Source organism: Mycobacterium sp. RTGN5, assembly GCF_033804465.1.
Classification (GTDB): Bacteria; Actinomycetota; Actinomycetes; order Mycobacteriales; family Mycobacteriaceae; genus Mycobacterium.
In genome coordinates this window covers 355,554-378,627 of record NZ_JAPZLA010000002.1, presented here as the reverse complement: position 1 = coordinate 378,627, position 23,074 = coordinate 355,554, and the positions used below count along the sequence as shown (strand labels likewise).

Genomic DNA, 23,074 nt, shown 5'->3' with positions numbered 1-23,074 from the left:
CTCCCTATCCGGACAGGTTGAAGTTGCCGTTGGAGCCGTAGATGGCCAGGGAGACCAGCAGGGTGACCGAGACGACCACGATCAGGGAGGTCCGTACCGCGTTACCCACGGCCACCCCCACTCCTGAGGGGCCGCCGGTGGCGAAGTAGCCGAAGTAGGTGTGGATCAACAAGATCGTGATCGCCATCAACACCGCCTGCAAGAAACTCCACAGCAAGTCGATCGGATTCAAAAACGTGTTGAAGTAATGGTCATACAAGCCGCCGGACTGACCGAACAACACCACCGTCGTGAACTGCGACGCGACAAAGCTCAGGATCACCGCGATCGAGTACAACGGGGTGATCGCCACCATCCCGGCCACCAACCGTGTGCTCACGAGGTACTCGACCGGTGGGATGCCCATCGATTCCAGGGCGTCGATCTCCTCATTGATCCGCATCGCCCCGAGCTGCGCGGTCACCCCGGCGCCGAAGGTGGCGGCCAACCCGATCCCAGCGACCACCGGGGCACTGATGCGCACATTGATGAACGCCGCCAAGAACCCGGTCAACGCTTCGATGCCGATATTGCCCAGCGAGGAGTAGCCCTGCACCGCCAACGTGCCACCGGCAGCCAGGGTCAAAAATCCGACGATCACCACGGTGCCGCCGATCATCGCCAACGTGCCCGCACCCATCGAGATCTCCGCGATCAAACGGATGATCTCCTTACGGAAATGGATCGTCGCGTGCGGCGTCCCCGCGATCGCCCGCCCATAAAAAATCGTGTGGTCACCAATACGACCAAACGTCCCCAACGGTCGACGCGCCTGACGCGCGATCCGCGGATACAAAGCCTGCAACGACGCCACTAGTGATCCTCGCCCTACCGTGCGCTCATCCGGATGCCGATGGCTGTCACCACGACGTTGACCACAAACAGGGCCATGAACGCGTACACCACCGTCTCGTTGACCGCGTTACCCACCGCCTTGGCGCCACCACCGGTGATCGTCAGGCCGCGATAGCAGGCCACCAGCCCGGCGATCAGCCCGAACAGGGCCGCTTTCACACACGAGATGATGACCTCGGGCACCCCGGTCAACAAGGTGATCCCCGCGGCGAACGCACCGGGATTGACGTCTTGGACAAAGACGGAGAAGACGTAACCACCCAAAATCCCGATGATCACCACCAAAGAATTCAACAGCAGTGCAACAAGACCCGAGGCCAGCATCCGCGGGGTCACCAACCGCTGCACCGGATTAATCCCCAGAACTTCCATCGCGTCGATCTCTTCACGGATCGTGCGCGACCCCAAATCCGCACACATCGCCGTCGCCCCCGCACCGGCCACGATCAACACCGTCACCAGAGGACCGACCTGGGTCACCGCACCAAACGCGGCACCAGCACCCGAGAGGTCAGCAGCACCCAACTCCCGCAACAAAATATTGAGCGTGAACGAGACGAGCACCGTGAACGGAATCGCCACCAACAACGTCGGCGCCAACGACACCCGCGCCACAAACCACGACTGCTCCAAAAACTCCCGCCACTGAAACGGCTTCCGGAACACAAACCGCACCGCGTCCGCCGACATCGCAAACAACCCGCCAATAGCCTGCATCGGACCCGCAGCACTCTTCAACGAAATGCCCGTCGACCACCGATCTGCTGTGCGATTCGCCATGGGTGTTTTAAAAACCTCCAACGTCGTCGTGGTCATCGACCCAGCGCCATGGCACCAACCAGCCCAAAACTGGAACGTGTTACAACGACGCCAACGCAGATTAGTGCACTTACCGCCCGCACGGTAGCGAATCTCGGCAATCGAGACATGTGACTGGTGGTGTCCTTGATTCGCCCTGTTACTTCGAGACGACTTGGGCTGAAGTGTCTCGTTTTTGCCTGCCCGGTCGTCGACTCCATTGGGCCAGTCAGCATTCCGGGCACGGCGTTCACGAAGGAAGAGTGGACCGCACCACCCACGGGTCACTGCGGCCGGCTCCCGGTCAGCGGGATCACCCTCATGTGCGAATGACCGCGGCCCACAATGATCGAGGCCGCTGTCCCCGATCCGAAGCAGGAGCTGACCCGCCATGGCGACTTTGCAGCGTTACACCGATCGTCGCGTGCTGATCACCGGCGGCGGTTCCGGCATCGGCCAGGCCTGTGTACTGCGCATTCTCGGCGAAGGCGGCCGGGTGGTGGCCGCCGACATCAGCGAGTCCGGCTTGAAGGACACCACGGCCAAGGCCGGGGACGCCGGTGACCGGCTGAGCACCGTGGTCATCGATGTGGGCAGCGAAGAGTCGGTGAAAGCCGGTGTCGGTGAAGCGATCTCCAGCCTCGGCGGCCTCGACACACTGGTGAATGTCGCGGGCATCCTGAGATCGGACCATTTCCTCGACACCACGCTCGCCTCATTCGAGCAAGTGCTGCGGGTGAACCTGGTCGGCACGTTCCTGGTGACCCGGGAGTCCATTCCGGCGCTGCGCGCCGGCACTGTGCCGGCCGTGGTGAACTTCAGCTCGACATCGGCTGCCTTCGCTCATCCTTATATGTCGGCCTACGCCGCGTCGAAGGGTGGCGTCCAAGCCATGACGCACGCGTTGGCCGCCGAGTTCGCCAAGGACGGCATCCGTTTCAACTCGGTGCAGCCGGGGTCGATCTCATCGGGAATGACGGACGGGACCGGCGAGTCGAAGCAGAGCGTCGGCCCTGGCTTGCCGGACGATGTCGACTACAGCTTGTTCGGCCGGGTCGCACCACTGCTGCCGCTGCCCAAGGGCGAGATGTTCGCCCAGCCGGATGCGGTTGCCAATGTCGTCGCAATGCTGGGCAGCCCCGACGCGTACTTCGTCTCGGGCACTGAGGTCCGCATCGACGGCGGCGCCCACATGTGAGTCAGGCTCACGTGGCAGTCAGGCTCACGTGGCAGTCAGGCTCACGTGGCAGTCAGGCGTTGATGCCTGCGGTCAGGATCGCCGCCAGTTCTCGGTAGGCGGCCGCGTCGTCCAGACCGGCGGTTGAGCGCACGATCCCCTGCTGGATACGCACCATCATGGCCGCGGCCAGATCCGCCGCGAACGCCGCGTGTACGTCCCGGAATTCCTCTGCGACAACGCCTTCGGCGATCAATTCACTGACGCGACGGGCTGCGATCGCGGTGTTCTGCTCGTAGACCGCACGGGCCGGCGCGAACGCGTCCAGATCCGCCATGAACCGGTCGGAGGCGACTTCGAGCGCGGTGCCGACGGCGGTGAGGTAGGCGGTGATCCGCTCACGTGCGCCGCTCACCTGCGCGACGCGGTGCTCGACAGCGTCGGTCGCACCCCGGAAGAAGTGCACGGTGACCGCGTGGACCAGCTGCTCCTTGCTGACGGCGAGGGTGTACAGCGTTCCCTTCGAACAACGCAGCCGGGCGGCGATGTCGTCGAGGGTCAGGTGCGCGAAGCCCTCGGCGAGAAAGAGTGCCAACAAGGCGTCGAACAACTCGCCGCGGCGTCGGGTCCCGAACGCCGGGGAGCTGCGGGTGGCCATTCACCGAATAGTACTGATAGATGTAAGTCAGTACTATTTTCAGTATCTATTCAGCGTTAATCAGCACCGATTCGAGAGGCTGCTCATGCCCGTCGACCGACTACTGCCCGACCAGGACGCCGCGGATCTCATCGCGCTGACCCGCGATATCGCCGACAAGGTGCTCAGTCCGATCGTCGACGAACACGAGCGCAGCGAGACTTATCCCGACGGTGTGTTCGCTCAACTCGGGGCGGCGGGACTGCTGAGCCTGCCGCAACCCGCGGACTGGGGCGGCGGCGGTCAGCCCTTCGAGGTCTATCTGCAAGTCCTCGAGGAGATCGCCGCGAGCTGGGCCGCGGTGGCGGTGGCGGTCAGCGTGCACAGCCTGTCGTGCCATCCGCTGCTGGCGTTCGGCACCGACGAACAGCGCGAACGCTGGCTGCCGGGAATGCTCTCCGGTGAGCAGATGGGCGCCTACAGCCTCTCCGAGCCCCAGGCCGGTTCAGATGCGGCAGCGCTACGCTGCGCGGCGGTCCCGACCGGGGATAACTACGTCATCAACGGCTCGAAGGCGTGGATCACCCATGGCGGGCGGGCGGATTTCTACACCCTTTTTGCTCGTACCGGGGAGGGGTCAAAAGGTATCTCCTGCTTTCTGGTGCCGAGCGACCAACCGGGGCTGAGCTTCGGCAAGCCCGAGGAGAAGATGGGCCTGGCCGCAATCCCCACGACCTCGGCGTTCTACGACAACGCCGCGATCGACGCCGGCCGTCGAATCGGGGCCGAGGGTCAAGGCCTGCAGATCGCGTTCAGCGCACTGGACTCGGGCCGGTTGGGTATCTCGGCCGTGGCCGTGGGAATTGCGCAAGCCGCACTCGACGATGCCTGCGCCTACGCCAACGACCGAACGACGTTCGGCCGCAAGATCATCGACCATCAGGGGCTGGGCTTCCTGCTCGCCGACATGGCCGCCGCGGTATCCAGCGCCCGGGCCACCTATCTGGATGCCGCGCGACGTCGCGATGCCGGCCGGCCCTACTCACAGCAGGCCAGCGTCGCCAAGCTGGTGGCCACCGACGCCGCGATGAAGGTGACCACCGACGCCGTCCAGGTGCTCGGCGGTGTCGGCTACACCCGCGACTACCGCGTCGAGCGCTACATGCGCGAAGCCAAGATCACCCAGATCTTCGAAGGAACCAACCAAATCCAGCGGCTGGTTATCGCGCGGGCGCTCACGACGGCCTGATTATCGCGCCAGCGCTCACGACGGCCTGAACGGCGCTACGATCCGACCCAGAAACGGCCCTGAGCCACCCCTCAGGCGCTCCCGTCCAATCGAAAGCCGTGTCCCAACCGGGGTCGTGACGAGCGATTCCATCGAGAAATTCATATTTCGTTGCGGAATCGGTTGCGAAGACCACGCAAATCCGCGATCGTTTAGGGGCGGGGCCGTCAGGCCGCAGTGCTCGTCGGCCCGCGGGACATAAGGAGACGGGCCCTGACCGAGACCGGCGCCACCGCCACCCAGCAGACCACCGGAAAAACCGGATCCAAGCGCACCACCGGCGCGCCGGTCATCGAGATCGACCACGTCGTCAAGCGCTTCGAGGATTACATCGCCGTCGCCGACGCCGACTTCTCCATCGGCGCAGGCGAATTCTTCTCCATGCTCGGCCCATCCGGCTGCGGGAAGACCACCACTCTGCGCATGATCGCGGGCTTCGAGCAGCCCACCGAAGGCGCGATTCGCCTCGAAGGCGTTGACGTTTCGCGGACGCCGCCGAACAAACGCAACGTCAACACGGTCTTCCAGCACTACGCCCTGTTCCCCCACATGACCGTGTGGGACAACGTCGCCTACGGACCGCGCAGCCAGAAGAAGGACAAGGCGACGGTGAAAAAGAGCGTCGACGAGATGCTCGAGATCGTTCGGCTCACCGATTTCGCCAAGCGCAAGCCCGCCCAGCTCTCCGGCGGCCAGCAGCAGCGCGTCGCCCTGGCCCGGGCATTGGTCAACTACCCCAGCGCCCTCCTGCTCGACGAACCGCTCGGCGCGCTGGACCTCAAGTTGCGGCATGTCATGCAGTTCGAGCTCAAGCGCATCCAGCGCGAGGTCGGCATCACGTTCGTCTACGTGACCCATGACCAGGAAGAAGCGCTCACGATGAGCGACCGGATCGCGGTCATGAACCAGGGCAATGTCGAGCAGATCGGTACCCCGACCGAGATCTACGACCGACCCGCAACGGTGTTCGTAGCCGGCTTCATCGGCCAGGCCAACCTCTGGCACGGTCGCCAGACCGGCCGCACCAACCGCGACTACGTCGAGGTGGAGGTGCTCGGCGCCACCCTCAAGGCCCGCCCCGGTGACACCACCATCGAGCCCGGCGGTCAGGCCACGCTGATGGTCCGGCCCGAGCGGGTCCGGGTGTCGATGGACCAGCCGACCGGCGATGTCGCGACCGTCCCCGCCAAGGTGGTCGACCTGACATTCCAGGGACCGGTGCTGCGGCTGTCGCTGGCCGCTGCCGACGGCTCCCCGATCCTGGCCCATGTCGGACCCGAGCAGGATCTGCCCCTGCTGCGTCCCGGTGACGACGTGTTCGTGGCCTGGGCCCCCGAAGCCTCGCTGGTCTTGCCTGCGGCCGATATCCCGACGACCGAAGACCTCGAGGAGATGCTCGACGACTCCTAGACCATTCCCGTAGTCCTGCTCTGCCGCTTCGTCCACCGAACTTCCCCCACCGAAAGGCACTACGGCAAATGGCCACAGAGATCGACCCTCGGATCCTCGCTTCGCTGTCCTCCCGACGCCGGTTCATCGGTGGCGGTGCCGCTGCCGCGGCCGCGCTGGTCCTTGGACCGTCCTTCCTCGCCGCGTGTAGCAAGTCGGACAACTCGAGCAGCAGTTCCAGCGGACCCGCCGCCCCGTCCGACGACGGCTCCCCCGCCAAAGGCAACCTGCGCATCTCTAACTGGCCGCTGTACATGGCCGACGGCTTCGTCGCCGCGTTCCAGACCGCGACCGGCCTGACGGTGGACTACAAAGAGGACTTCAACGACAACGAGGAGTGGTTCGCCAAGAACAAGGAGCCGCTGTCGCGCAAGCAAGACATCGGCGCCGATCTGGTGGTACCCACCCAGTTCCTTGCGGCCCGGCTCAACGGACTCGGCTGGCTCAACGGAATCAGCGAAAGCCGTTGGACCAACAAGAAGAACATGCGCCCCGATCTGCTCAACGCCAAGGCCGACCCGGGCCGCAAGTTCAGCGCGCCCTACATGTCCGGCATGGTGGGCCTGGCCTACAACCAGGCGGCGACCAAACGCGAAATCACCAAGATCGACGACCTGTGGGATCCGGCGTTCAAGGGCAAGATCAGCCTGCTCGCCGACACCCAGGACGGCCTCGGCATGATCATGCTCTCGCAGGGCGGCTCGGTGGAGGACCCGACCAGCGATTCCGTCAACAAGGCGGTCGGTCTGATCAAGCAGCAGAAGGACAACGGACAGATCCGCCGGTTCACCGGCAACGACTACGCCGATGACTTGGCTTCCGGCAACGTCGTTATCGCCCAGGCATATTCGGGTGACGTGGTCCAGCTGCAGAAGGACAACCCGGACCTCAAGTTCGTGGTGCCTGCCTCCGGTGGGACCACGTTCGTCGACACCATGGTGATCCCGTACACCACGCAGAACCAGAAGGCCGCCGAGGCGTGGATCAACTACGTCTACGACCGGGCGAACTACGCCAAGCTGATCGCGCACACCCAGTACGTGCCGGTGTTGACGGACATGACCGATGAGCTCAACAAGATCGATCCGGGCCTGGCCGCCAATCCGCTGATCAACCCGCCGAAGTCCACCCTCGACAATTTGAAGACCTGGGCTGCGCTCACCGACGAGCAGACCGCGGAGTTCAACAAGGCTTACGCCGAAGTCACCGGCGGCTGACGCGATGGCAGGAGTAGCCAGTAGCAACCGGCAGCGGAGCAAACTCGCTCCCTACCTGATGATCCTGCCCGCACTTGCGTACCTCGCGGTCTTCTACGTGGTGCCGTTCGTGTCGCTGTTCCGGACATCGCTGTCGACCATGGGCGGCTCGATCTACATGCCCAAGCTCACGTTCGCGTGGGATTTCGCCAATTACGGTGAGGCGCTGAGCACGTACCAGGAGCAGATCCTGCGCTCCTTCGGCTACGCGTTGACCGCCACCGTGTTGTGTGCGCTGCTGGCTTTCCCGCTGGCGTATGTGATCGCTTTCAAAGCGGGTCGCTACAAGAACCTGCTACTGGGTCTGGTGATCCTGCCGTTCTTCGTCACGTTCCTGATCCGCACGCTGGCGTGGAAAACGATCTTGGCCGACGACGGGTGGGTGGTCCACACGCTGGGCACGGTCGGGCTGCTGCCGTCCGAAGGGCGCCTGCTGTCGACCGGCTGGGCGGTCATCGGCGGCCTGACCTACAACTGGATCATCTTCATGATCCTGCCGCTGTACGTCAGCCTGGAGAAGATCGACGCCCGCCTGCTGGAGGCATCCCGCGATCTGTACGGGACCAACCGCAGGATGTTCGGCAAGGTGATCATGCCGCTGGCGATGCCCGGCGTTCTGGCGGGCAGCATGCTGGTGTTCATCCCGTCGGTCGGCGACTTCATCAACGCCGACTACCTCGGTAGCACCCAAACCAGGATGATCGGCAACGTCATTCAGAAGCAGTTCTTGGTCGTCAAGGATTACCCGGCCGCCGCCGCGCTGAGCTTCGTGCTGATGGCACTGATCCTGGTTGGCGTCCTGCTCTATACGAAGGCACTCGGCACGGAGGACCTCGTATGACGACCGAGGCGGGGGCCGCGATCGCGCAGACCCTCGATCATGGTGGACTGGCCAAGCCAGGCCGCAATATTCGGGGGACGTTCAAGCTTGGCGATATCGCCCTGCGGTTCATCGCCGGGCTGGTGCTGCTCTACCTGTTCCTGCCGATCCTGGTGATCATCGTCTTCTCGTTCAACAAGCCGGCCGGCAAGTTCAACTACACCTGGCAGGGTTTCACGCTCGACAACTGGGCCGATCCGTTCAAGTATCCGGCCCTGACCGACGCGCTGAAGCTGAGCCTGAACGTCGCCGCGGTTTCGACGCTGATCGCTGTCGTGCTCGGCACACTCGTCGCGATTGCTCTTGTCCGCCAACGGTTTCGCGGCAGCAAGGCATTCGACACCTTCCTCGTGCTGCCGCTGACGTCGCCCGAGGTCGTGATGGGCGCCTCGCTGCTCACCCTGTTTCTCGACCTGGGCTGGGCCACCGGTTACGTCACGATCCTGATCGCCCACGTGGCTTTCGAGATCAGCTTCATCGCGATGACCGTGCGGGCACGGATCCGTGGCTTCGACTGGACACTCGAGGATGCCTCACTGGATCTGGGCTCCGGCCCGACCCGGACCTTCTTCAAGGTGACCCTGCCGCTGATCGTGCCGGGCATCGTCGCTGCCGCGTGTTTGTCGTTCGCGCTGTCCCTGGACGACTTCATCATCACCTATTTCGTCAGCGGCTCGACGGTGACCTATCCGCTGTACGTCAACGCGGCGGTGAAAGCCGCTGTGCCACCTCAGATCAACGTGCTCGCCACCGCGATCCTGGTGGCCAGCCTGATCCTGTTGGCCCTCGGAACGCTGTACCGGCGCAAGCGCGTCACCTGAGTCCGACACGCGAACACGTCCGTTCGCGCCGGTAACAGCGGTCCATACGGCATTCTTGGCGGGTGACGGTCGACTCGCTACTGGAATCCATCCCACCGCTGGCGGTGTACCTGGTCGTCGGCCTGATCATCGGCCTGGAAAGCCTTGGCATTCCGTTGCCGGGCGAGATCGCACTGGTGAGTGCGGCACTGCTGGCCTCGCGGCATACCCTCGACATCGACCCGCTGTGGGTGGGTGCGTCGGCCACCATCGGTGCGATCATCGGTGACACGATCGGGTACACGATCGGCCGAAAATTCGGGATGGGGTTGTTCGAGCGGCTCGGCAAACGCTTCCCGAAGCATTTTGGCCCCGGCCACGTGGCATTGGCCAAGCAGCTGTTCGACCGGTGGGGCGTGTGGGCGGTGTTCTTCGGGCGTTTCATCGCGCTGCTGCGGATTCTGGCCGGGCCGCTGGCCGGCGCGCTGCACATGCCCTACGCGAAGTTCCTGGCCGCCAACGCATCCGGAGCATTGTGCTGGGCAGGCGGCACCACCGCGGTGGTCTACTACCTCGGCTTGGCCGCCGAGAAGTGGCTATCGCGGTTCTCCTGGATCGCGCTGGTCGTCGCCATCCTCATCGGTGTCGGGATGACCCTGCTGCTCAAAGAACGCACCCGCGGCCTCATCGCCAAGCTCGAGGACGAGCACGATTGGGAGACCCTGCGCAAAAAGCCGCAGACCTAGGGGCCGAGCGTAACCACAGGGCGGAAAATCGGCCCTAGCGCCGCCGTGGCGTTACGTTCGGCGACCGACGCCGTCTCGTCGGCCCTAGATTTGGGGCAGCTGCCCCATGACCGGACCCCGTGCCCGACGCCAGCATTGGGGTATGACAACGATCAGCACACCCCAAGACGCAGTACGCACCATCACCGCTCGACCGGACCTGCCTGCCGGTACCGACGACCGGGTCAGGGGGTTCGGCATCATGGGCCTGCCCTTCGACACCGGGCACTATCTGGCCTACCGCGACTTCCCCGCGTCGTCGTTCTCCCCCGCCTACCGCTCGGTCTGGCATTGCGACCCCGACGGCCGGTGGACGTTCTACGCCACCACACCCGCCGAGCAGAGCTGTTCCCGTTACTTCAGTTCGGCGACAACGGTTCCCGCGGTGCAGTGTGACATCACCGCGACGTGGAGTGATCCGTGGTCACTGACCATCGGCATTCCGGGGCTACTCCGGTGGACGGTGGGTATCGGCAGTACTACGGCCACCCGGGCGGTTAGCCGCATCGGGCAGGCCCTGCCCGAGTGGGCCTGGGCCAACCCGACCGTCCTGGCCGGCCTGGGCCGGGTCGCCGGTCCGTTGTTGGGCACCGGCGGGATGCGGCTGACGGGCGACGCCCCCAATGGTCAGGGCTTCCGGATCGCGCCGCGCCAAATCTGGGCGGTGCGGCGTTCACGGGCCGTCCTCGACGGATCGAGCCTCGGGACCGTCGCCCGACTGGCCACTCAGAGTCGGCTGGCCGATTTCCGGCTCCCACAACGCGGCCTGTGCGTGATCGGTACCGCGCGTTTCGACAGCTTCGATCCGCGCCGCCACATATCGGCCCGGCACACCGCGGCAACAGAACCCCGCGCCGCGTGTTAGGGAGCACAATCGAGCGCGTGGCAGCGCCGAGAACCGGTCCTCCACCGCGAGCGCCCAGCCGCGCCGAGTTGCTGGCAGCGCTCTCGGTGGCGATCGACCTGGGCCTGGGCCAGCCCGCCGAGCACATGCTGCGCGCCGCGCTGATCGGAACCCGCATCGCCGACCGGCTGGGCCTCGACCGTGATCAACGCGATTGCATCTACTACGCGACGTTGGTCATGTGGATCGGCTGTCACGCCGATTCCCATGAATTCGCACAGTGGTTCGGCGACGACATCTCGGTGCGCCGGGACTCGTATCACGTGGACTGGGCGGGGCTGCCCTACTTTCGCTTCCTGGCCGCCAACATCGGCCGCGGCGAACCCCTCACCCAGCGGCTGACCTCCATCGCGACAATGTTCGTCAACGCCCGCGGCAACATGTCGCAGCTGATCCATTCGCATTGCACCTCGGCGGCGCTGCTGGCCGACCGGATGGGTCTCGGGTCAGGAGTTCAGGACGCGTTGGGGTTCAGCTTCGAACGTTACGACGGGCGCGGACTGCCCGGCGGTGTCCGCGGCGAGGACATCCCGATCGAAATGCGGGTGGCCCAGCTCGCCGACATGGCCGAGGTGCACCACCGCACCGGTGGGGTGAGCGCCGCGGTGGACATGGTCACCGAACGCAGTGGGCATCAGTTCGACCCGTTGGTGGTCGCCGTCTTCACCGCCGACGCCGAGGCGATTCTGGCAGGCCCGCAGGCCGGTGAGGTGTGGGAGGCGGCGCTGGCGTGCGCCCCAGACCGTCACCAGCCGCTACAGCAGCAGTCGCTCGACGACATGCTGGTGGCCCTCGGCGATTTCGTCGATCTGAAATGCCCGTTCACACTTGGCCATTCACGCGCGGTCGCGCAGTTGGCCGGCGACGCCGCCGAGCGGGCCGGCTTGGGCGCCGAGACGGTCACCCTGGTTCGCCGGGCCGGCCACGTGCACGATCTGGGCCGCATCGGTGTCTCCAACCAGGTCTGGTCCAAGCCGTCGGCGTTGTCGGCGGCCGAATTCGAGCGCATGCGCCTGCACCCGTACCTCACCACCCGCATTCTGAGCCGGATCAACGGACTCGAGCAGGTCGCCCAGATCGCCGGCAACCACCACGAGTGCGTGAACGGCACAGGCTATCCGCGCAGCCTGCCCGGTGCCGCCCTCGGCATGCCCGACCGGATACTTGCCGCTGCCGTCGCCTACCAATCAGCTTTGGAGCCAAGGCCGTACCGCGAAGCGATGGATCCGGCTGCGGCCGCGCGGCGAGTTCGGGACCGAGTGCGCGATGGCGGGCTCGACGAGGTCGCCGCCGAGGCCGTCCTGCATGCTGCCGGCCACCGAACACGGCGCCCCGGGACCCGACCCGACGGCCTGACACCCCGCGAGATCGAAGTGCTGTGCCTAGTGGCACGCGGCGCCTCCAACAAGGAAATCGCCACCGCCTTGGTGATCAGCGAGAAGACCGCCCGCAATCACGTCGAACGGACCTACGCCAAGATCGGTGTCTCCAACCGCATCGGCGCGAGTATGTACGCACTGCGCCACGGGCTGACCGAAGCGCGATAGTTGAGGCGGATGCCCCATGATCGCGGGGACATCCGCAGCAAGTATCGAGAGTATGACAACCAATCCTTCGTCCGCGTCGTCGCGGACACTCCGGATCCTGGCCGTGGGCTACGGGGTCGTGAGTTACCTCGTCTTCCTCGTCTCCTTCTGCTACGCCATCGGATTCGTCGGCGGCATCGTGGTGCCGCGCACCGTCGATCACGGCATCGACGGCGCCCCCTTCGGGGTGGCGCTTCTGATCAACACCGCGCTTCTGGGGTTGTTCGCCATCCAGCACAGCGTGATGGCAAGGCCCGCCTTCAAACGGTGGTGGACCCGGTTCGTGCCACCGGTCATCGAACGCAGCACATACGTCCTGCTGGCGAGTCTTGTTCTGCTGCTGATGTATTGGCAGTGGCGAACGATGGCTGCCGTGGTTTGGCAGGTCGACCAGCCAGCGGTCCGCGTGCTGCTGTGGGCACTGTTCGCGGCCGGCTGGGCCACGGTATTGGCCGCCACGTTCATGATCAACCATTTCGAACTGTTCGGGCTGCGTCAGGTCTTCGCGGCCTGGCTGGGCTCACCGAGCAGGGCGACGGGCTTCCGGGCGACCTTGCTGTACCGCGTGGTGCGTCACCCGCTGATGCTGGGGTTCCTCATCGCCTTCTGGGCGACGCCGGTCATGACCGCGGGTCATCTGCTGTTCGCGATCGGCACAACGGGCTACATCCTGATCGCCCTGAAGCTCGAGGAGCGCGACCTGGTTGCGGAACTGGGCGACAGCTACCGGGTCTACCGGAACAGCGTTCCGATGCTGGTGCCTGGCGTACGCCCTCGGAGGTCGTGCCCGGTGACCGGTGCCACTCCGCAGGGTTTTCCCGTCGCTCCGCCGGGGTAGCCCGGTCGTCATGGCTGACAATGCGGTACACGGCGCCGTGCGGGCGGCCACCGGCAGTAGAGGATTCGAACTCGCCGCGCGAGCCGGGTACAGCATCAGCGGCGTCCTGCATCTGCTGATCGCCTACATCATCGTGCGGTTGGCCTTCGGCTCGGCAGGCAACGCCGACCAGTCAGGTGCGCTGGCGACGTTGTCGGCCCAGCCCGCCGGCGCGGTCGCGCTCTGGCTGACCGCGGGCGGCCTGATCGCCCTGGCGTTATGGCGAATCGCCGAAGCGGTCGTCGGCTCGCATCCCAGCGAACCGGGGCAGGAACACAACGGCGCCCACGACGTCTTCGACCGGGCCAAGTCGGTCGGCCTCGCCGTCATCTACGGGGGCATTGCCCTCGCGGCGGTGCGATTTGCCCGCGGCGGTGGACAATCGAACAGCGAGCAGAACGCCGGCCTGACCGCCCGGCTGCTCCAAACCGGCTGGGGCAAGGGCGTTTTGCTGATCGCCGCTGCGGTGATCATCGGCGTCGGCGGCTACCACGTCTACAAGGGGTTGTCGACGAAGTTCGAGAAGGATCTCACGGTGACCGGCGGCGGGCCGCTGATCACTCCACTGGGCATCGCCGGTTACACCGCGAAGGGAATCGTGTTGGGCGGCGCCGGGGTTCTGCTGGTCGTGGCGACGGTGACCACGGACCCCACCAAAGGTGCCGGGTTGGACGCGGCGGTCAAGAGCCTGGGCGAGGCACCCTTCGGCAAGGCACTGCTGATCATGGCCGCGATTGGTTTCGCCGCCTACGGCGCCTTTTGCTTCGTCCTGGCCCGCTTCTCACGGATGTAGCGCAACCTTGTCGTCATGGCGAACGCAGCGGGCAATGAGGTGCGGCTTCGGCGGATCTATGACGAGCCCACCCCGGCCGACGGCACCCGGGTGCTCGTGGACCGGCTGTGGCCCCGCGGTATCAGCAAGGACCGCGCACATCTGGACCGTTGGTGCAAAGACGTTGCACCATCGAACGAACTTCGTACCTGGTACCACCACGATCCGACGCTGTTCGAGGAATTCACTCGGCGCTATCGCGAGGAGCTGACCGACCCTCGGCGCGCGGAAGTGTTCGACGAATTGCGCCAGTTCGCCGGCCACGGCACTTTGACGTTGCTCACCGCAACCAAAGACGTCGACCGCAGCGAGGCAGCCGTGCTGGCCGAGATGCTGCGCTAGTCACTCGGCGAAATAGCGAAGCCGGGTGATCACGCGACCGCCTGTACCGAGTTCGGCGATCAGCACTGCCGGCCGCGGTCCGCGCAACGACGCGGTCACCGACGAACCGGCGCCGATCAGCTTGGTCCAGGGCATTCCCGTCAACTCGTCACTGAATGTGCCGAATTTCAACGGGTTTCGCTCGCCACGGGTGATCAGCGCACCCGGCGCCAGCGACCGCCAGGCCCGCAATTCGTCACCGGCGACGACAGCGTCGAGAAACGCTCGCACCGTCCGTTTGCCCCGGAACCGGGCACCGCGAAAACCCGCCGCGAATCCCAGCGATCCACGCAGCCCCTGATTGCGGATCAGGGCGCGGCTCAGTTCCAGCGCCTGAGGGCCTGCGGCCAACCCGTTGCCACCGAATTGCACCACCATCGCCGGCAATTCCCAGTAGGCGCGCAGACGCTCGATCCGCCACTGCGTCGCCTCCTCACGCAGGTCGTAACGCAGCACGGCCGGGATCCGCATCGTCACCACCGGCCCCATCCCGACTTCGAGGACGACGTCGCGGATAACCGTTGTGTCCGAGACGATATCGGCCTCATGGCGGAAGACGATCTGGCGCGGTGCGATGAACGTGTCGTAGAACCGGCCGATCCGCACTGGCCCCGCATGCGGCCGGGAGCCGACCGGATCCTCGACCTGGCCGTCGACGGTGAACAAGCCCACCCAGCCCGCACGGTCGTGGTCGGCCGCCATCAGCGGGGAACGGTCGACGGCGTCGAGCAGAGCCGAGCGCGGTTCCGGCATCACGCGCTGCGCACCAATTCGACGCCGCGACCTCGCATCTCGTCCAGCGCGTCGGCGGTCGAACCGGGTGCCACCCCGGCCGTAAGATCCACCAGGACACGGGTTTTGAAACCGGCACGGGTGGAATCGGCCGCGGTCTGGCGTACGCAGTAGTCGGTGGCGATCCCGGCAATATCGACTTCGTCGACACCGCGGGCACGCAACCAATCGGTCAGCGAGGTGTCGTCGGCGTCGCCTTCGAAGCCGCTGTAGGCGGCGGTATAGGCACCCTTGTGGAACACCGCTTCGATCGGTGCGGTGTTCAGCTCCGGATGGAAATCGGCACCGGTGGTGCCGGCCACGCAATGCCGCGGCCAGGTGTCGACATAGTCGGGCTGATCGGCGAAATGCGGCCCAGGGTTCACGTGATAGTCCTTGGTCGCCACCACATGGTCATAGCCGTGGTTGTCGGCCAACAACGCGTTGATCGCGCGCACCACCGCGCCGGCCCCGGCCACGGCCAGCGATCCCCCCTCGCAGAAATCGTTCTGCACGTCGACGACGATCAGCGCCCGCATCAGCCCACCGTATCGGCAGATCCGACGCCGTACTACCGGGTCCGCCCGGCAGTACAGTGAGTTCGCCATGACACTGTTCGACTTTTTCCAAGCCGAGGAGCTTCCGGTGCCGGCGCTCACCCCGGCGCAGGCCCGCGACATCGCCAAGACCCAGTTCGGCATCGACGCGCAGGTCGCCCCGCTGGGCAGCCAGCAGGACGCCAACTTCCTGCTGAGCACCCCCGACGGCGACCCGATCGGGGTGCTCAAGGTCGCCAACCCGGCCTTCTCCCGCATCGAACTGGAAGCCCAGGACGCCGCCGCGGCCCACATCGGGCAGATCGAGCCGGACGTACGCACAGCGACGAACGTCGAGCTCGCCGGGGTCGCGCCGATCGCCGAGCTGCGCGGCGACGACGGCACGGTGCTCTATGCCCGCATCATCGCCTTCCTGGCCGGCGGCACCATGAGCGGCGATCAGTACGTCACCCCCGCCCGGGCAGCGGCGCTGGGCGCGCTGGCCGGGCGTACGGTCCGCGCCCTGACGAGCTTCGAGCACGACGGCGTCGACCGCGTGCTGCAGTGGGATTTGCGCCACGCCCAGCGCACGGTCGAGGTGCTCGCCGCGCACGTCACCGACATTGCGCGCCGAGATGTCGTCGAGTCCGCGGCAGCGGCGGCCTGGCAGGCGGTCGCCGACCTCAGTGAGGACCTGCCGGTCCAGGTGATCCACGGCGACATCACCGACGACAACGTCGTGTGCGCCGGCTCGTTCCCCGACGGCGTCATCGACCTCGGCGACCTGACCCGGTCCTGGACCGTGGGCGAGCTGGCGATCACGGTCTCGTCGCTGCTGCGCCACGAAGGCGGCGAACCCGCCGCGACCTTGCCCGCGATCGCCGCGTTCCACGCCGTGCGCCCGCTGGGTCCGGCAGAGATCGAGGCCCTGTGGCCGTTGGTCGTGCTGCGCGCCGCAGTGCTGGTCGTCAGCGGGATCCACCAAGCCGCGATCGACGCCGACAACGACTACGCCACCAGCGCCCTGGAGTGGGAGTGGCGGATCTTCGAACGCGCCATCGAGGTGCCCAGCGAGGTGATGACCGCCCAGATCCGTGCCGCGCTGGGTGCCGCGCATGCCGCTGATCCGCTCCCGGTGGAAGCCCCGCTGATCAGCGGGCTGGCACCCGGTTCCGTCGCGCGGCTGGACCTGTCCGCCGAATCCGACGCAATGGACAGTGGCCGCTGGCTGGCGGACGCCTGCGAGAGCGACCTTGTCGCCGAGGCGCTCGCCGACGGCGCCGCGGCGGTGGTCAGCACGTTCGGTCAGCCGCGGCTGACCCGGTCGGTGCCGCTGAGCCCGCAGTCCGCGGCCACCGTCGGCACCGGCATCGACCTGTGGCCGGCCACGCCGATGCCGATCGCCGCGCCGTGGAGCGGTGTGGTGGACGCCGTCACCGCCGACTCCGTCACCCTCACCGGCACCGCAGGATCCCTGCAGCTGCGGGGGGCTCTGCGCGTCAACGAGCACGTGCAGCCGGGCCAGAGCGTGGCCGCCGGCACCGGGCTGGGCACCGTCGAGGGCCATGTCTGGGTCCAGTGCCGCAGACTGCCCGACCTCATGGTTCCCGACTTCGTCCGGGCCGAATACGCCGCGGGCTGGTTGAGCCTGGTCGACGACCCCGGCGTGCTGCTCGGCCTGGCGCCGCAGGCCCCGGCGGCCGACGACAGCGAGGCACTGTGGCGCCGCCGCGCGGACTCCTTCGCCACCGTCCAGGAGCATTACTACCTCAACCCGCCCCGCATCGAGCGCGGCTGGCGCGAGCACATGCTGGCCAACGACGCCCGCAGCTACCTCGACATGGTCAACAACGTCGCTCTTGTCGGCCACGGCCATCCGGCGCTCGCGGACGCAGTTGCCCGGCAGTGGCGTCGACTCAACACCAATTCGCGATTCAACTACGGCGCCGTCGTGGCGCTCTCCGAGCGGCTGGCCGCCACCCTGCCCGACCCGCTGGACACCGTGTTCCTGGTGAACTCCGGCTCGGAGGCCGTCGATCTGGCGCTGCGGCTGGCGATGGCCACGACCGGCCACCAGGATGTGGTCGCAGTGGCCGAGGCCTACCACGGCTGGACCTACGCCACCGACGCCGTGTCGACGTCGGTGGCCGACAACCCGAACGCACTGGCCACCCGGCCGGAGTGGGTGCACACCGTCCCCTCGCCCAATGCCTACCGCGGCGAGCATCGCGGACCGGACGCTGCGCGCTACGCTCCCGAGGCCGTCGAGATCATCGAACAGCTTGCCGCACAAGGAAATCCGCCCGCGGCGTTCATCTGCGAACCGTTCTACGGCAATGCCGGCGGGATGGCGCTGCCCGACGGCTATCTCAAAGCCGTTTACGCGGCGGTGCGTGCCGGCGGCGGCCTGGCCATCGCCGACGAGGTGCAGGTCGGCTACGGCCGCACCGGCCGGTGGTTCTGGAGCTTCCAGCAGCAGGACGTGGTGCCCGATGTCGTCACCGTCGCGAAAGCGATGGGCAATGGCCAGCCACTCGGGGCAGTGATCACCACCCGCGAGATCGCCGAGAGATACCGCACCGAGGGCTACTTCTTCTCCTCGGCCGGCGGCAGCCCGGTCTCCTGCGTGGTCGGCCTGACGGTGCTCGACCTGCTCGAGAAGGAGGGTCTGCAGCGCAACGCCCTGACCGTCGGCGACCACCTCAAGACCCGTATCGACGAGCTGGCAACCCGCCACGAGCTGATCGGCACCGTGCACGGCAGCGGGTTGTACATGGGCGTCGAGCTGGTGCGCGACCGGACGACGCTGGAACCCGCCGTCGAGGAGACGGCGGCGATCTGCGAACGGCTTCGTGAGCTCGGTGTCATCGTCCAGCCGACCGGCGACCGGCAGAACGTGCTGAAGGTCAAACCCCCGATGTGCATCACCAGGGAATCAGCCGATTTCTTCGTCGACATGCTCGACCGGGTGCTGTCCACCGGCTGGTGAATCGGCTGACGGAGGCCCTCGGCGACCGCCGCAGAGGAATATTGGACGGCCGTACCGAAGCCGGATGAGCCGAGGATGTGGTCGAAATGATGGTGTGTCATCACCAGGTCGCCAGTGATCTGACCGCCTTCCGTGACGCGCATGGCTTTGGAAAGCGTTGTGCCACAACCAATCAGCAAAGGTTTGTCACCGCCGTGCACCAGCCCGACAGTACCGTCGAGGAACGGCAGCGACACCGGTACACACGGCCGGAAAATGTCTCCCAGCCATAGCGCATGACCAGAGAAACGAGTCCTGGCATAGGGTAGGTACCGGGCACTTACGTTGCAGTATGTAGCTAAGCGAATTATAGTCCAGACACATGTCCAGACAGCTCGCCGACAGTGTCCGGCCTTTTTAACGATGACATTTGCGAGTTTCACGATGACATATGCGAGCCCGGTGGGTTACTCGGCCGTATCGGTCATGGACGTTGCAGGAGTATGAAGATGCGGATTGCGTTGCTGTCCTACCGCAGCAAAACCCACTGTGGCGGGCAGGGCGTCTACGTTCGGCACCTCAGTCGCGGACTGGTGGAACTGGGCCACGACGTCGAGGTTTTCTCCGGCCAGCCCTACCCCGAGATCCTCGACCCGCGGGTTCGGCTGACCGAGGTGCCCAGCCTCGACCTCTACCGTGAGCCCGATCCGTTCCGGGTGCCGCGACCGAGTGAGATCCGCGACCGCATCGATGCGCTCGAGTTGGCCACCATGTGGACGTCGGGCTTCCCCGAACCTCGCACGTTCAGCCTGCGGGCCGCCCGGCTGCTGTCCGCGCGTCTCGACGAATTCGACATCGTGCACGACAACCAATGCCTGGGCACCGGCTTGCTGCGGATCGCCGAGATGGGCCTTCCCGTCGTGGCCACCGTGCACCACCCGATCACCCGCGACCGTCTGCTCGATCTGGCTGCCGCCAAATGGTGGCGAAAGCCGTTGGTGCACAGGTGGTATGGCTTTGCACAGATGCAGAAGAGGGTCGCGCAGAACATTCCGGATCTGTTGACGGTGTCAACGTCGTCAGCCACCGACATCGCCGACGACTTCGGGGTGAGCCCCCAACAGCTTCGCGTCGTCCCGCTCGGGGTGGACACCGAGTTGTTCAAGCCGTCTGACCGACCGCGGGTCCCGGGCCGCATCATCGCGATTTCCAGCGCGGACCGCCCGCTCAAGGGCATCGGGCACCTGCTGCACGCCGTGGCGAAGTTGCGCGCCCAGCACGACCTGGAGCTGCAGCTGGTGGCCAAGCTGGAGCCCAACGGGCCGACCGAGAAGCTCATCGCCGAGCTCGGTATCAGCGATATCGTGCACACCACCAGCGGGTTGTCCGACGAAGACTTGGCGGCGCTGTTCGCCTCCGCCGAGATCGCCTGCATTCCATCGCTTTATGAAGGCTTCTCCCTGCCCGCGGTCGAGGCCATGGCCAGCGGTACACCGATCGTGGCCAGCCGGGCCGGCGCGTTGCCCGAGGTGCTTGGCGTCGACGGCGAATGCGCCGATCTGGTGACACCGGGTGACGTCAACGAGCTGATCGCGGCGCTTGGCAGGCAGCTGGAGTCCCCCGAGCGCCGGCAGTGGCTCGGGACCGCCGGCCGGCGTCGTGCGCTCGACGTGTTCAGCTGGGAGTCGGTCGCCGCCCAGACCGTCCGCGTCTACGAGCAGGCCATCGCGCGAACCGGCCGCGTCACCGACGCCGTCGAGGCGGTGGACGAGTCATGCTGACCGTCGACTACGACCGGCTCGCGGTCGGACCGGGAACCGCGGTCATCGATGTCGGCTGCGGTGCCGGACGGCACAGCTTCGAGGCATATCGACGGGGCGCCGACGTCATCGCCTTCGATATGGACGCCGCTGGACTTGCCGACGTCGACACCCTGTTGCAGGCGATGGGTGAAGCCGGCGAGGCACCGGAATCAGCCAAGGCGCAGGTCGTGGTCGGTGATGCGCTGGCGCTGCCCTATCCGGACGAGAGCTTCGACTGCGTGATCGCCTCCGAGATCCTCGAGCACGTCCCCGAGGACGATGCCGCCATCGCCGAGCTGATCCGGGTCCTCAAGCCAGGCGGCAAGTTGGCGGTGACCGTTCCGCGGTGGCTGCCCGAACGGATCTGCTGGCTGCTGTCCGACGAATACCACGCCAACGAGGGTGGGCACATCCGCATCTACAAGGCCGACGAGTTGCAGGCCAAGCTGGTTCGCGGCGGGCTCACGTTCACCCACTCCCATCACGCCCACGCGCTGCACTCCCCGTTCTGGTGGCTGAAATGCGCTGTCGGCGTGGAGAAGCCCAATCATCCAGCAGTCAAGGCGTATCACCAGCTGCTGGTGTGGGACATGATGTCCCGGCCCGCCCTGACCAGGGTGGCCGAAGCCGCGCTCAATCCGCTGGTCGGCAAGAGCGTCGCCCTCTACTTCGAGAAGCCGATCACGAATGCCCCGCCAGTCTGATCTCGAGGGTGTGCCGGGAGTCCCCCGCATCCTCACGCCGCAGCAATGCCGCCAGACGGCGGAATCCATTGCGGCCGTGCAGGAATCCTCAGGCGAGATCCCGTGGTCCGAGACCGGGCACACTGACGTGTGGGATCACATCGAGTGCGCCATGGCCCTGACCGCCGCCGGCCTGCGTGAACCCGCCCGCGCGGCCTACGAATGGTGCCGCCGCGAGCAGCGCGCCGATGGCTCCTGGCCCATCCAGTACCGCCGCGGCGTGATCGAAGATGCCAACAGCGACAGCAACTTCTGTGCCTACATCGCCGCCGGGGTGTGGCATCACTTCCTGGTGACCGGCGATCTGCAGTTCGCCGAGCACATGTGGCCAACGGTTCGCGCAGGCATCGACTTCGTCCTCGGCCTGCAGGCCGGTACCGGTGAAATCTATTGGGCGCGAAGCCCATCCGGCGTTCTTCCGGAGGCATTGCTGACCGGTTGCGCCAGCGTGTACCACAGCATCCGCTGTGCGGTGGCGCTGGCCGAGCGCCTCGACGAGCCGCAGCCGGAATGGGAAGTGGCGCTGGGCCGACTCGGCCACGCCATCGCCGAACATCCCGACGCCTTCACCGAGAAGCCCCACCACTCGATGGACTGGTACTACCCGATTCTCGGTGGTGCGTTGCGCGGCTCAGCGGCCGCCGCCCGAATCGCCCAGCGCTGGGACGATTTCGTGGTCGACGGCCTGGGCATCCGCTGCGTTGACGACCGGCCGTGGGTCACCGGGGCCGAAACGTGCGAACTGGTCATGGCGCTGGACGCGATGGGCGATCGGCGGCGAGCCGTCACCCAATTCGCCGCGATGCAACACCTGCGCGAGCGGGACGGCTCCTACTGGACCGGGCTGGTGTTCGCCGACGGCAAGCGCTGGCCGGTCGAGCGGACCACGTGGACGGCGGCAGCGGTGATCCTCGCCGCCGACGCGCTGTCCGTCACCACCGGCGGCAGCGCCATCTTCCGTTCCGCCGACCTGCCGCGCGGCCTCGAGGGCAACTACGACTGTGAATGCGTCAGGCGCTGAAGGGATCCTCGCCCGCCGCTCCGGCAGTGCGCTCCAGCACCCGCAGCGAACCCATCGAGCTGACCTCGGTGAAATGACCGGATTCCACAGCGCGGCAATAGATGTTGAAGGGCGGCCGGCCACCATCGCGGGGGTCGGGGAACACATCGTGGATGACCAGCGCGCTGCCCGACGCCACCCATTTGGCCCAGCCCTCGAGGTCCTGCTGCGCGGCACTCTCACTGTGCCCGCCGTCGATGAAGAGAAACTGCAGCGGGGTCTGCCAGCCGCGGGCCACGACCGGCGACTTGCCCACCACCGCAACGATCGTGTCGTCCAGGCCCGCGGCGTCCAGCGTCCGGCGGAAGGTGGGCAGCGTGTCGAACCGGCCACTGACCGGATCGACCATCGTCGTGTCGTGGAATTCCCAGCCCGCCTGATGCTCCTCGGATCCGTGATGATGGTCGACGGTGTAGAGCACACTGCCCGTCGCCGCGGCGGCGGCACCCAGCATGACGGTGGATTTGCCGCAGTACGTGCCGATCTCGACGGCGATCCCGGCGTCCAGGTAGCGGATGGCCGCGTCGTAGAGCGCGCCCCCCTCGTCGAGAGGCATGAAGCCCACAATCTGCTCGGCCAATTCGAAAAGGCGGGAAGTTTGCGCTGCGGCGGTAGTGTCGGTGCGGCTCATGTTCCGAACCTAACGCGTC

The 23,074-nt window shown here is 66.2% G+C and carries 22 protein-coding genes and 1 pseudogene; 16 read left to right on the top strand and 7 right to left on the bottom strand.

Annotated elements, in window-relative coordinates; all coding sequences use genetic code 11:
* Positions 1-4 precede the first annotated feature (4 nt).
* A complete protein-coding gene (locus SLQ31_RS14410; protein ID WP_319433683.1) occupies positions 5-853 on the bottom strand; it encodes an ABC transporter permease in 849 nt (282 codons plus the stop codon).
* 14 nt (positions 854-867) lie between these two features.
* Positions 868-1,674, bottom strand: a complete 807-nt coding sequence (locus tag SLQ31_RS14405; protein WP_319433681.1) for an ABC transporter permease — start codon at positions 1,672-1,674, stop codon at positions 868-870.
* Positions 1,675-2,083: 409 nt separating this feature from the next.
* Here SLQ31_RS14405 and SLQ31_RS14400 point away from each other — a divergent pair, with 409 nt between their 5' ends.
* Positions 2,084-2,890, top strand: coding sequence for an SDR family oxidoreductase (locus tag SLQ31_RS14400; protein ID WP_319433679.1), 807 nt, complete (start codon positions 2,084-2,086; stop codon positions 2,888-2,890).
* A gap of 52 nt (positions 2,891-2,942) precedes the next feature.
* On the opposite strand, the gene SLQ31_RS14395 is transcribed toward SLQ31_RS14400, so the two are convergent.
* Positions 2,943-3,527, bottom strand: coding sequence for a TetR/AcrR family transcriptional regulator (locus tag SLQ31_RS14395; protein WP_319433678.1), 585 nt, complete (start codon positions 3,525-3,527; stop codon positions 2,943-2,945).
* A gap of 85 nt (positions 3,528-3,612) precedes the next feature.
* Here SLQ31_RS14395 and SLQ31_RS14390 point away from each other — a divergent pair, with 85 nt between their 5' ends.
* From SLQ31_RS14390 to SLQ31_RS14340, 11 genes are all read left to right on the top strand, one after another.
* Entirely contained in the window at positions 3,613-4,755 is a 1,143-nt protein-coding gene (locus SLQ31_RS14390; protein ID WP_319433675.1) for an acyl-CoA dehydrogenase family protein, read from the top strand.
* Positions 4,756-5,085: 330 nt separating this feature from the next.
* Positions 5,086-6,204, top strand: coding sequence for an ABC transporter ATP-binding protein (locus tag SLQ31_RS14385; RefSeq protein WP_319434654.1), 1,119 nt, complete (start codon positions 5,086-5,088; stop codon positions 6,202-6,204).
* 68 nt (positions 6,205-6,272) lie between these two features.
* Positions 6,273-7,460 carry a spermidine/putrescine ABC transporter substrate-binding protein gene (locus SLQ31_RS14380; protein ID WP_319433673.1) on the top strand — a complete coding sequence of 396 codons (1,188 nt, stop codon included), beginning with the start codon at positions 6,273-6,275 and terminating at the stop codon, positions 7,458-7,460.
* Positions 7,461-7,464: 4 nt separating this feature from the next.
* Positions 7,465-8,340 (top strand): ABC transporter permease, encoded by an 876-nt coding sequence (locus SLQ31_RS14375; RefSeq protein WP_319433671.1) that lies wholly within the window; start codon positions 7,465-7,467, stop codon positions 8,338-8,340.
* A complete protein-coding gene (locus SLQ31_RS14370) occupies positions 8,337-9,200 on the top strand; it encodes an ABC transporter permease (protein ID WP_319433669.1) in 864 nt (287 codons plus the stop codon). Before SLQ31_RS14375 ends, SLQ31_RS14370 begins: the two co-directional genes overlap by 4 nt.
* A gap of 62 nt (positions 9,201-9,262) precedes the next feature.
* The gene (locus SLQ31_RS14365) at positions 9,263-9,925 is read left to right on the top strand and encodes a DedA family protein (RefSeq protein ID WP_319433667.1); all 663 of its coding nucleotides are present in this window, start codon (positions 9,263-9,265) and stop codon (positions 9,923-9,925) included.
* Between the two features lie 142 nt (positions 9,926-10,067).
* Positions 10,068-10,829 (top strand): hypothetical protein, encoded by a 762-nt coding sequence (locus SLQ31_RS14360; protein ID WP_319433665.1) that lies wholly within the window; start codon positions 10,068-10,070, stop codon positions 10,827-10,829.
* Between the two features lie 17 nt (positions 10,830-10,846).
* The gene (locus SLQ31_RS14355) at positions 10,847-12,415 is read left to right on the top strand and encodes an HD domain-containing phosphohydrolase (protein WP_319433663.1); all 1,569 of its coding nucleotides are present in this window, start codon (positions 10,847-10,849) and stop codon (positions 12,413-12,415) included.
* Between the two features lie 52 nt (positions 12,416-12,467).
* Positions 12,468-13,292, top strand: a complete 825-nt coding sequence (gene mddA, locus SLQ31_RS14350) for a methanethiol S-methyltransferase (protein WP_319433662.1) — start codon at positions 12,468-12,470, stop codon at positions 13,290-13,292.
* A gap of 10 nt (positions 13,293-13,302) precedes the next feature.
* The gene (locus tag SLQ31_RS14345; RefSeq protein ID WP_319433660.1) at positions 13,303-14,124 is read left to right on the top strand and encodes a DUF1206 domain-containing protein; all 822 of its coding nucleotides are present in this window, start codon (positions 13,303-13,305) and stop codon (positions 14,122-14,124) included.
* A 15-nt stretch (positions 14,125-14,139) separates the two neighbouring features.
* Positions 14,140-14,505 (top strand): DUF488 domain-containing protein, encoded by a 366-nt coding sequence (locus SLQ31_RS14340; protein WP_319433658.1) that lies wholly within the window; start codon positions 14,140-14,142, stop codon positions 14,503-14,505.
* On the opposite strand, the gene SLQ31_RS14335 is transcribed toward SLQ31_RS14340, so the two are convergent.
* Complete coding sequence (locus SLQ31_RS14335; RefSeq protein WP_413642107.1) at positions 14,506-15,300, bottom strand: ketosteroid isomerase family protein; 795 nt, start codon at positions 15,298-15,300, stop codon at positions 14,506-14,508. It lies immediately after the preceding gene.
* A complete protein-coding gene (locus SLQ31_RS14330) occupies positions 15,297-15,854 on the bottom strand; it encodes a nicotinamidase (protein WP_319433654.1) in 558 nt (185 codons plus the stop codon). The genes SLQ31_RS14335 and SLQ31_RS14330 overlap by 4 nt, the downstream gene beginning before the upstream one ends.
* A gap of 67 nt (positions 15,855-15,921) precedes the next feature.
* On the opposite strand from SLQ31_RS14330, the gene SLQ31_RS14325 reads away from it, so the two are divergent.
* Positions 15,922-18,840: an aminotransferase gene (locus SLQ31_RS14325; RefSeq protein ID WP_319433652.1), complete on the top strand. Its 2,919-nt coding sequence runs from the start codon at positions 15,922-15,924 to the stop codon at positions 18,838-18,840.
* A 26-nt stretch (positions 18,841-18,866) separates the two neighbouring features.
* Here the strand turns inward: SLQ31_RS14325 and SLQ31_RS29490 are convergent.
* Positions 18,867-19,040 (bottom strand): annotated as a pseudogene (locus SLQ31_RS29490) (MBL fold metallo-hydrolase); the annotation flags it as partial.
* 288 nt (positions 19,041-19,328) lie between these two features.
* On the opposite strand from SLQ31_RS29490, the gene SLQ31_RS14320 reads away from it, so the two are divergent.
* From SLQ31_RS14320 to SLQ31_RS14310, 3 genes are read left to right on the top strand one after another with little or no spacing between them, the layout of a single operon-like run.
* Complete coding sequence (locus tag SLQ31_RS14320; protein ID WP_319433650.1) at positions 19,329-20,600, top strand: glycosyltransferase family 4 protein; 1,272 nt, start codon at positions 19,329-19,331, stop codon at positions 20,598-20,600.
* The gene (locus SLQ31_RS14315; protein ID WP_319433648.1) at positions 20,594-21,325 is read left to right on the top strand and encodes a class I SAM-dependent methyltransferase; all 732 of its coding nucleotides are present in this window, start codon (positions 20,594-20,596) and stop codon (positions 21,323-21,325) included. The genes SLQ31_RS14320 and SLQ31_RS14315 overlap by 7 nt, the downstream gene beginning before the upstream one ends.
* Positions 21,309-22,385, top strand: coding sequence for a prenyltransferase (locus tag SLQ31_RS14310; protein WP_319433646.1), 1,077 nt, complete (start codon positions 21,309-21,311; stop codon positions 22,383-22,385). Before SLQ31_RS14315 ends, SLQ31_RS14310 begins: the two co-directional genes overlap by 17 nt.
* On the opposite strand, the gene SLQ31_RS14305 is transcribed toward SLQ31_RS14310, so the two are convergent.
* Positions 22,375-23,055: a class I SAM-dependent methyltransferase gene (locus SLQ31_RS14305; protein WP_319433645.1), complete on the bottom strand. Its 681-nt coding sequence runs from the start codon at positions 23,053-23,055 to the stop codon at positions 22,375-22,377. The genes SLQ31_RS14310 and SLQ31_RS14305 overlap by 11 nt on opposite strands.
* Between the last annotated feature and the right edge of the window lie 19 nt (positions 23,056-23,074).

Coding starts and splice junctions, on each gene's coding strand:
- SLQ31_RS14405 (WP_319433681.1), bottom strand. CDS start 1,674: ATGGCGAATCGCACAGCAGATCGGTGGTCGACGGGCATTTCGTTGAAG.
- SLQ31_RS14400 (WP_319433679.1), top strand. CDS start 2,084: ATGGCGACTTTGCAGCGTTACACCGATCGTCGCGTGCTGATCACCGGC.
- SLQ31_RS14395 (WP_319433678.1), bottom strand. CDS start 3,527: ATGGCCACCCGCAGCTCCCCGGCGTTCGGGACCCGACGCCGCGGCGAG.
- SLQ31_RS14390 (WP_319433675.1), top strand. CDS start 3,613: ATGCCCGTCGACCGACTACTGCCCGACCAGGACGCCGCGGATCTCATC.
- SLQ31_RS14380 (WP_319433673.1), top strand. CDS start 6,273: ATGGCCACAGAGATCGACCCTCGGATCCTCGCTTCGCTGTCCTCCCGA.
- SLQ31_RS14375 (WP_319433671.1), top strand. CDS start 7,465: ATGGCAGGAGTAGCCAGTAGCAACCGGCAGCGGAGCAAACTCGCTCCC.
- SLQ31_RS14370 (WP_319433669.1), top strand. CDS start 8,337: ATGACGACCGAGGCGGGGGCCGCGATCGCGCAGACCCTCGATCATGGT.
- SLQ31_RS14360 (WP_319433665.1), top strand. CDS start 10,068: ATGACAACGATCAGCACACCCCAAGACGCAGTACGCACCATCACCGCT.
- mddA (WP_319433662.1), top strand. CDS start 12,468: ATGACAACCAATCCTTCGTCCGCGTCGTCGCGGACACTCCGGATCCTG.
- SLQ31_RS14345 (WP_319433660.1), top strand. CDS start 13,303: ATGGCTGACAATGCGGTACACGGCGCCGTGCGGGCGGCCACCGGCAGT.
- SLQ31_RS14340 (WP_319433658.1), top strand. CDS start 14,140: ATGGCGAACGCAGCGGGCAATGAGGTGCGGCTTCGGCGGATCTATGAC.
- SLQ31_RS14330 (WP_319433654.1), bottom strand. CDS start 15,854: ATGCGGGCGCTGATCGTCGTCGACGTGCAGAACGATTTCTGCGAGGGG.
- SLQ31_RS14325 (WP_319433652.1), top strand. CDS start 15,922: ATGACACTGTTCGACTTTTTCCAAGCCGAGGAGCTTCCGGTGCCGGCG.
- SLQ31_RS14320 (WP_319433650.1), top strand. CDS start 19,329: ATGCGGATTGCGTTGCTGTCCTACCGCAGCAAAACCCACTGTGGCGGG.
- SLQ31_RS14315 (WP_319433648.1), top strand. CDS start 20,594: ATGCTGACCGTCGACTACGACCGGCTCGCGGTCGGACCGGGAACCGCG.
- SLQ31_RS14310 (WP_319433646.1), top strand. CDS start 21,309: ATGCCCCGCCAGTCTGATCTCGAGGGTGTGCCGGGAGTCCCCCGCATC.
- SLQ31_RS14305 (WP_319433645.1), bottom strand. CDS start 23,055: ATGAGCCGCACCGACACTACCGCCGCAGCGCAAACTTCCCGCCTTTTC.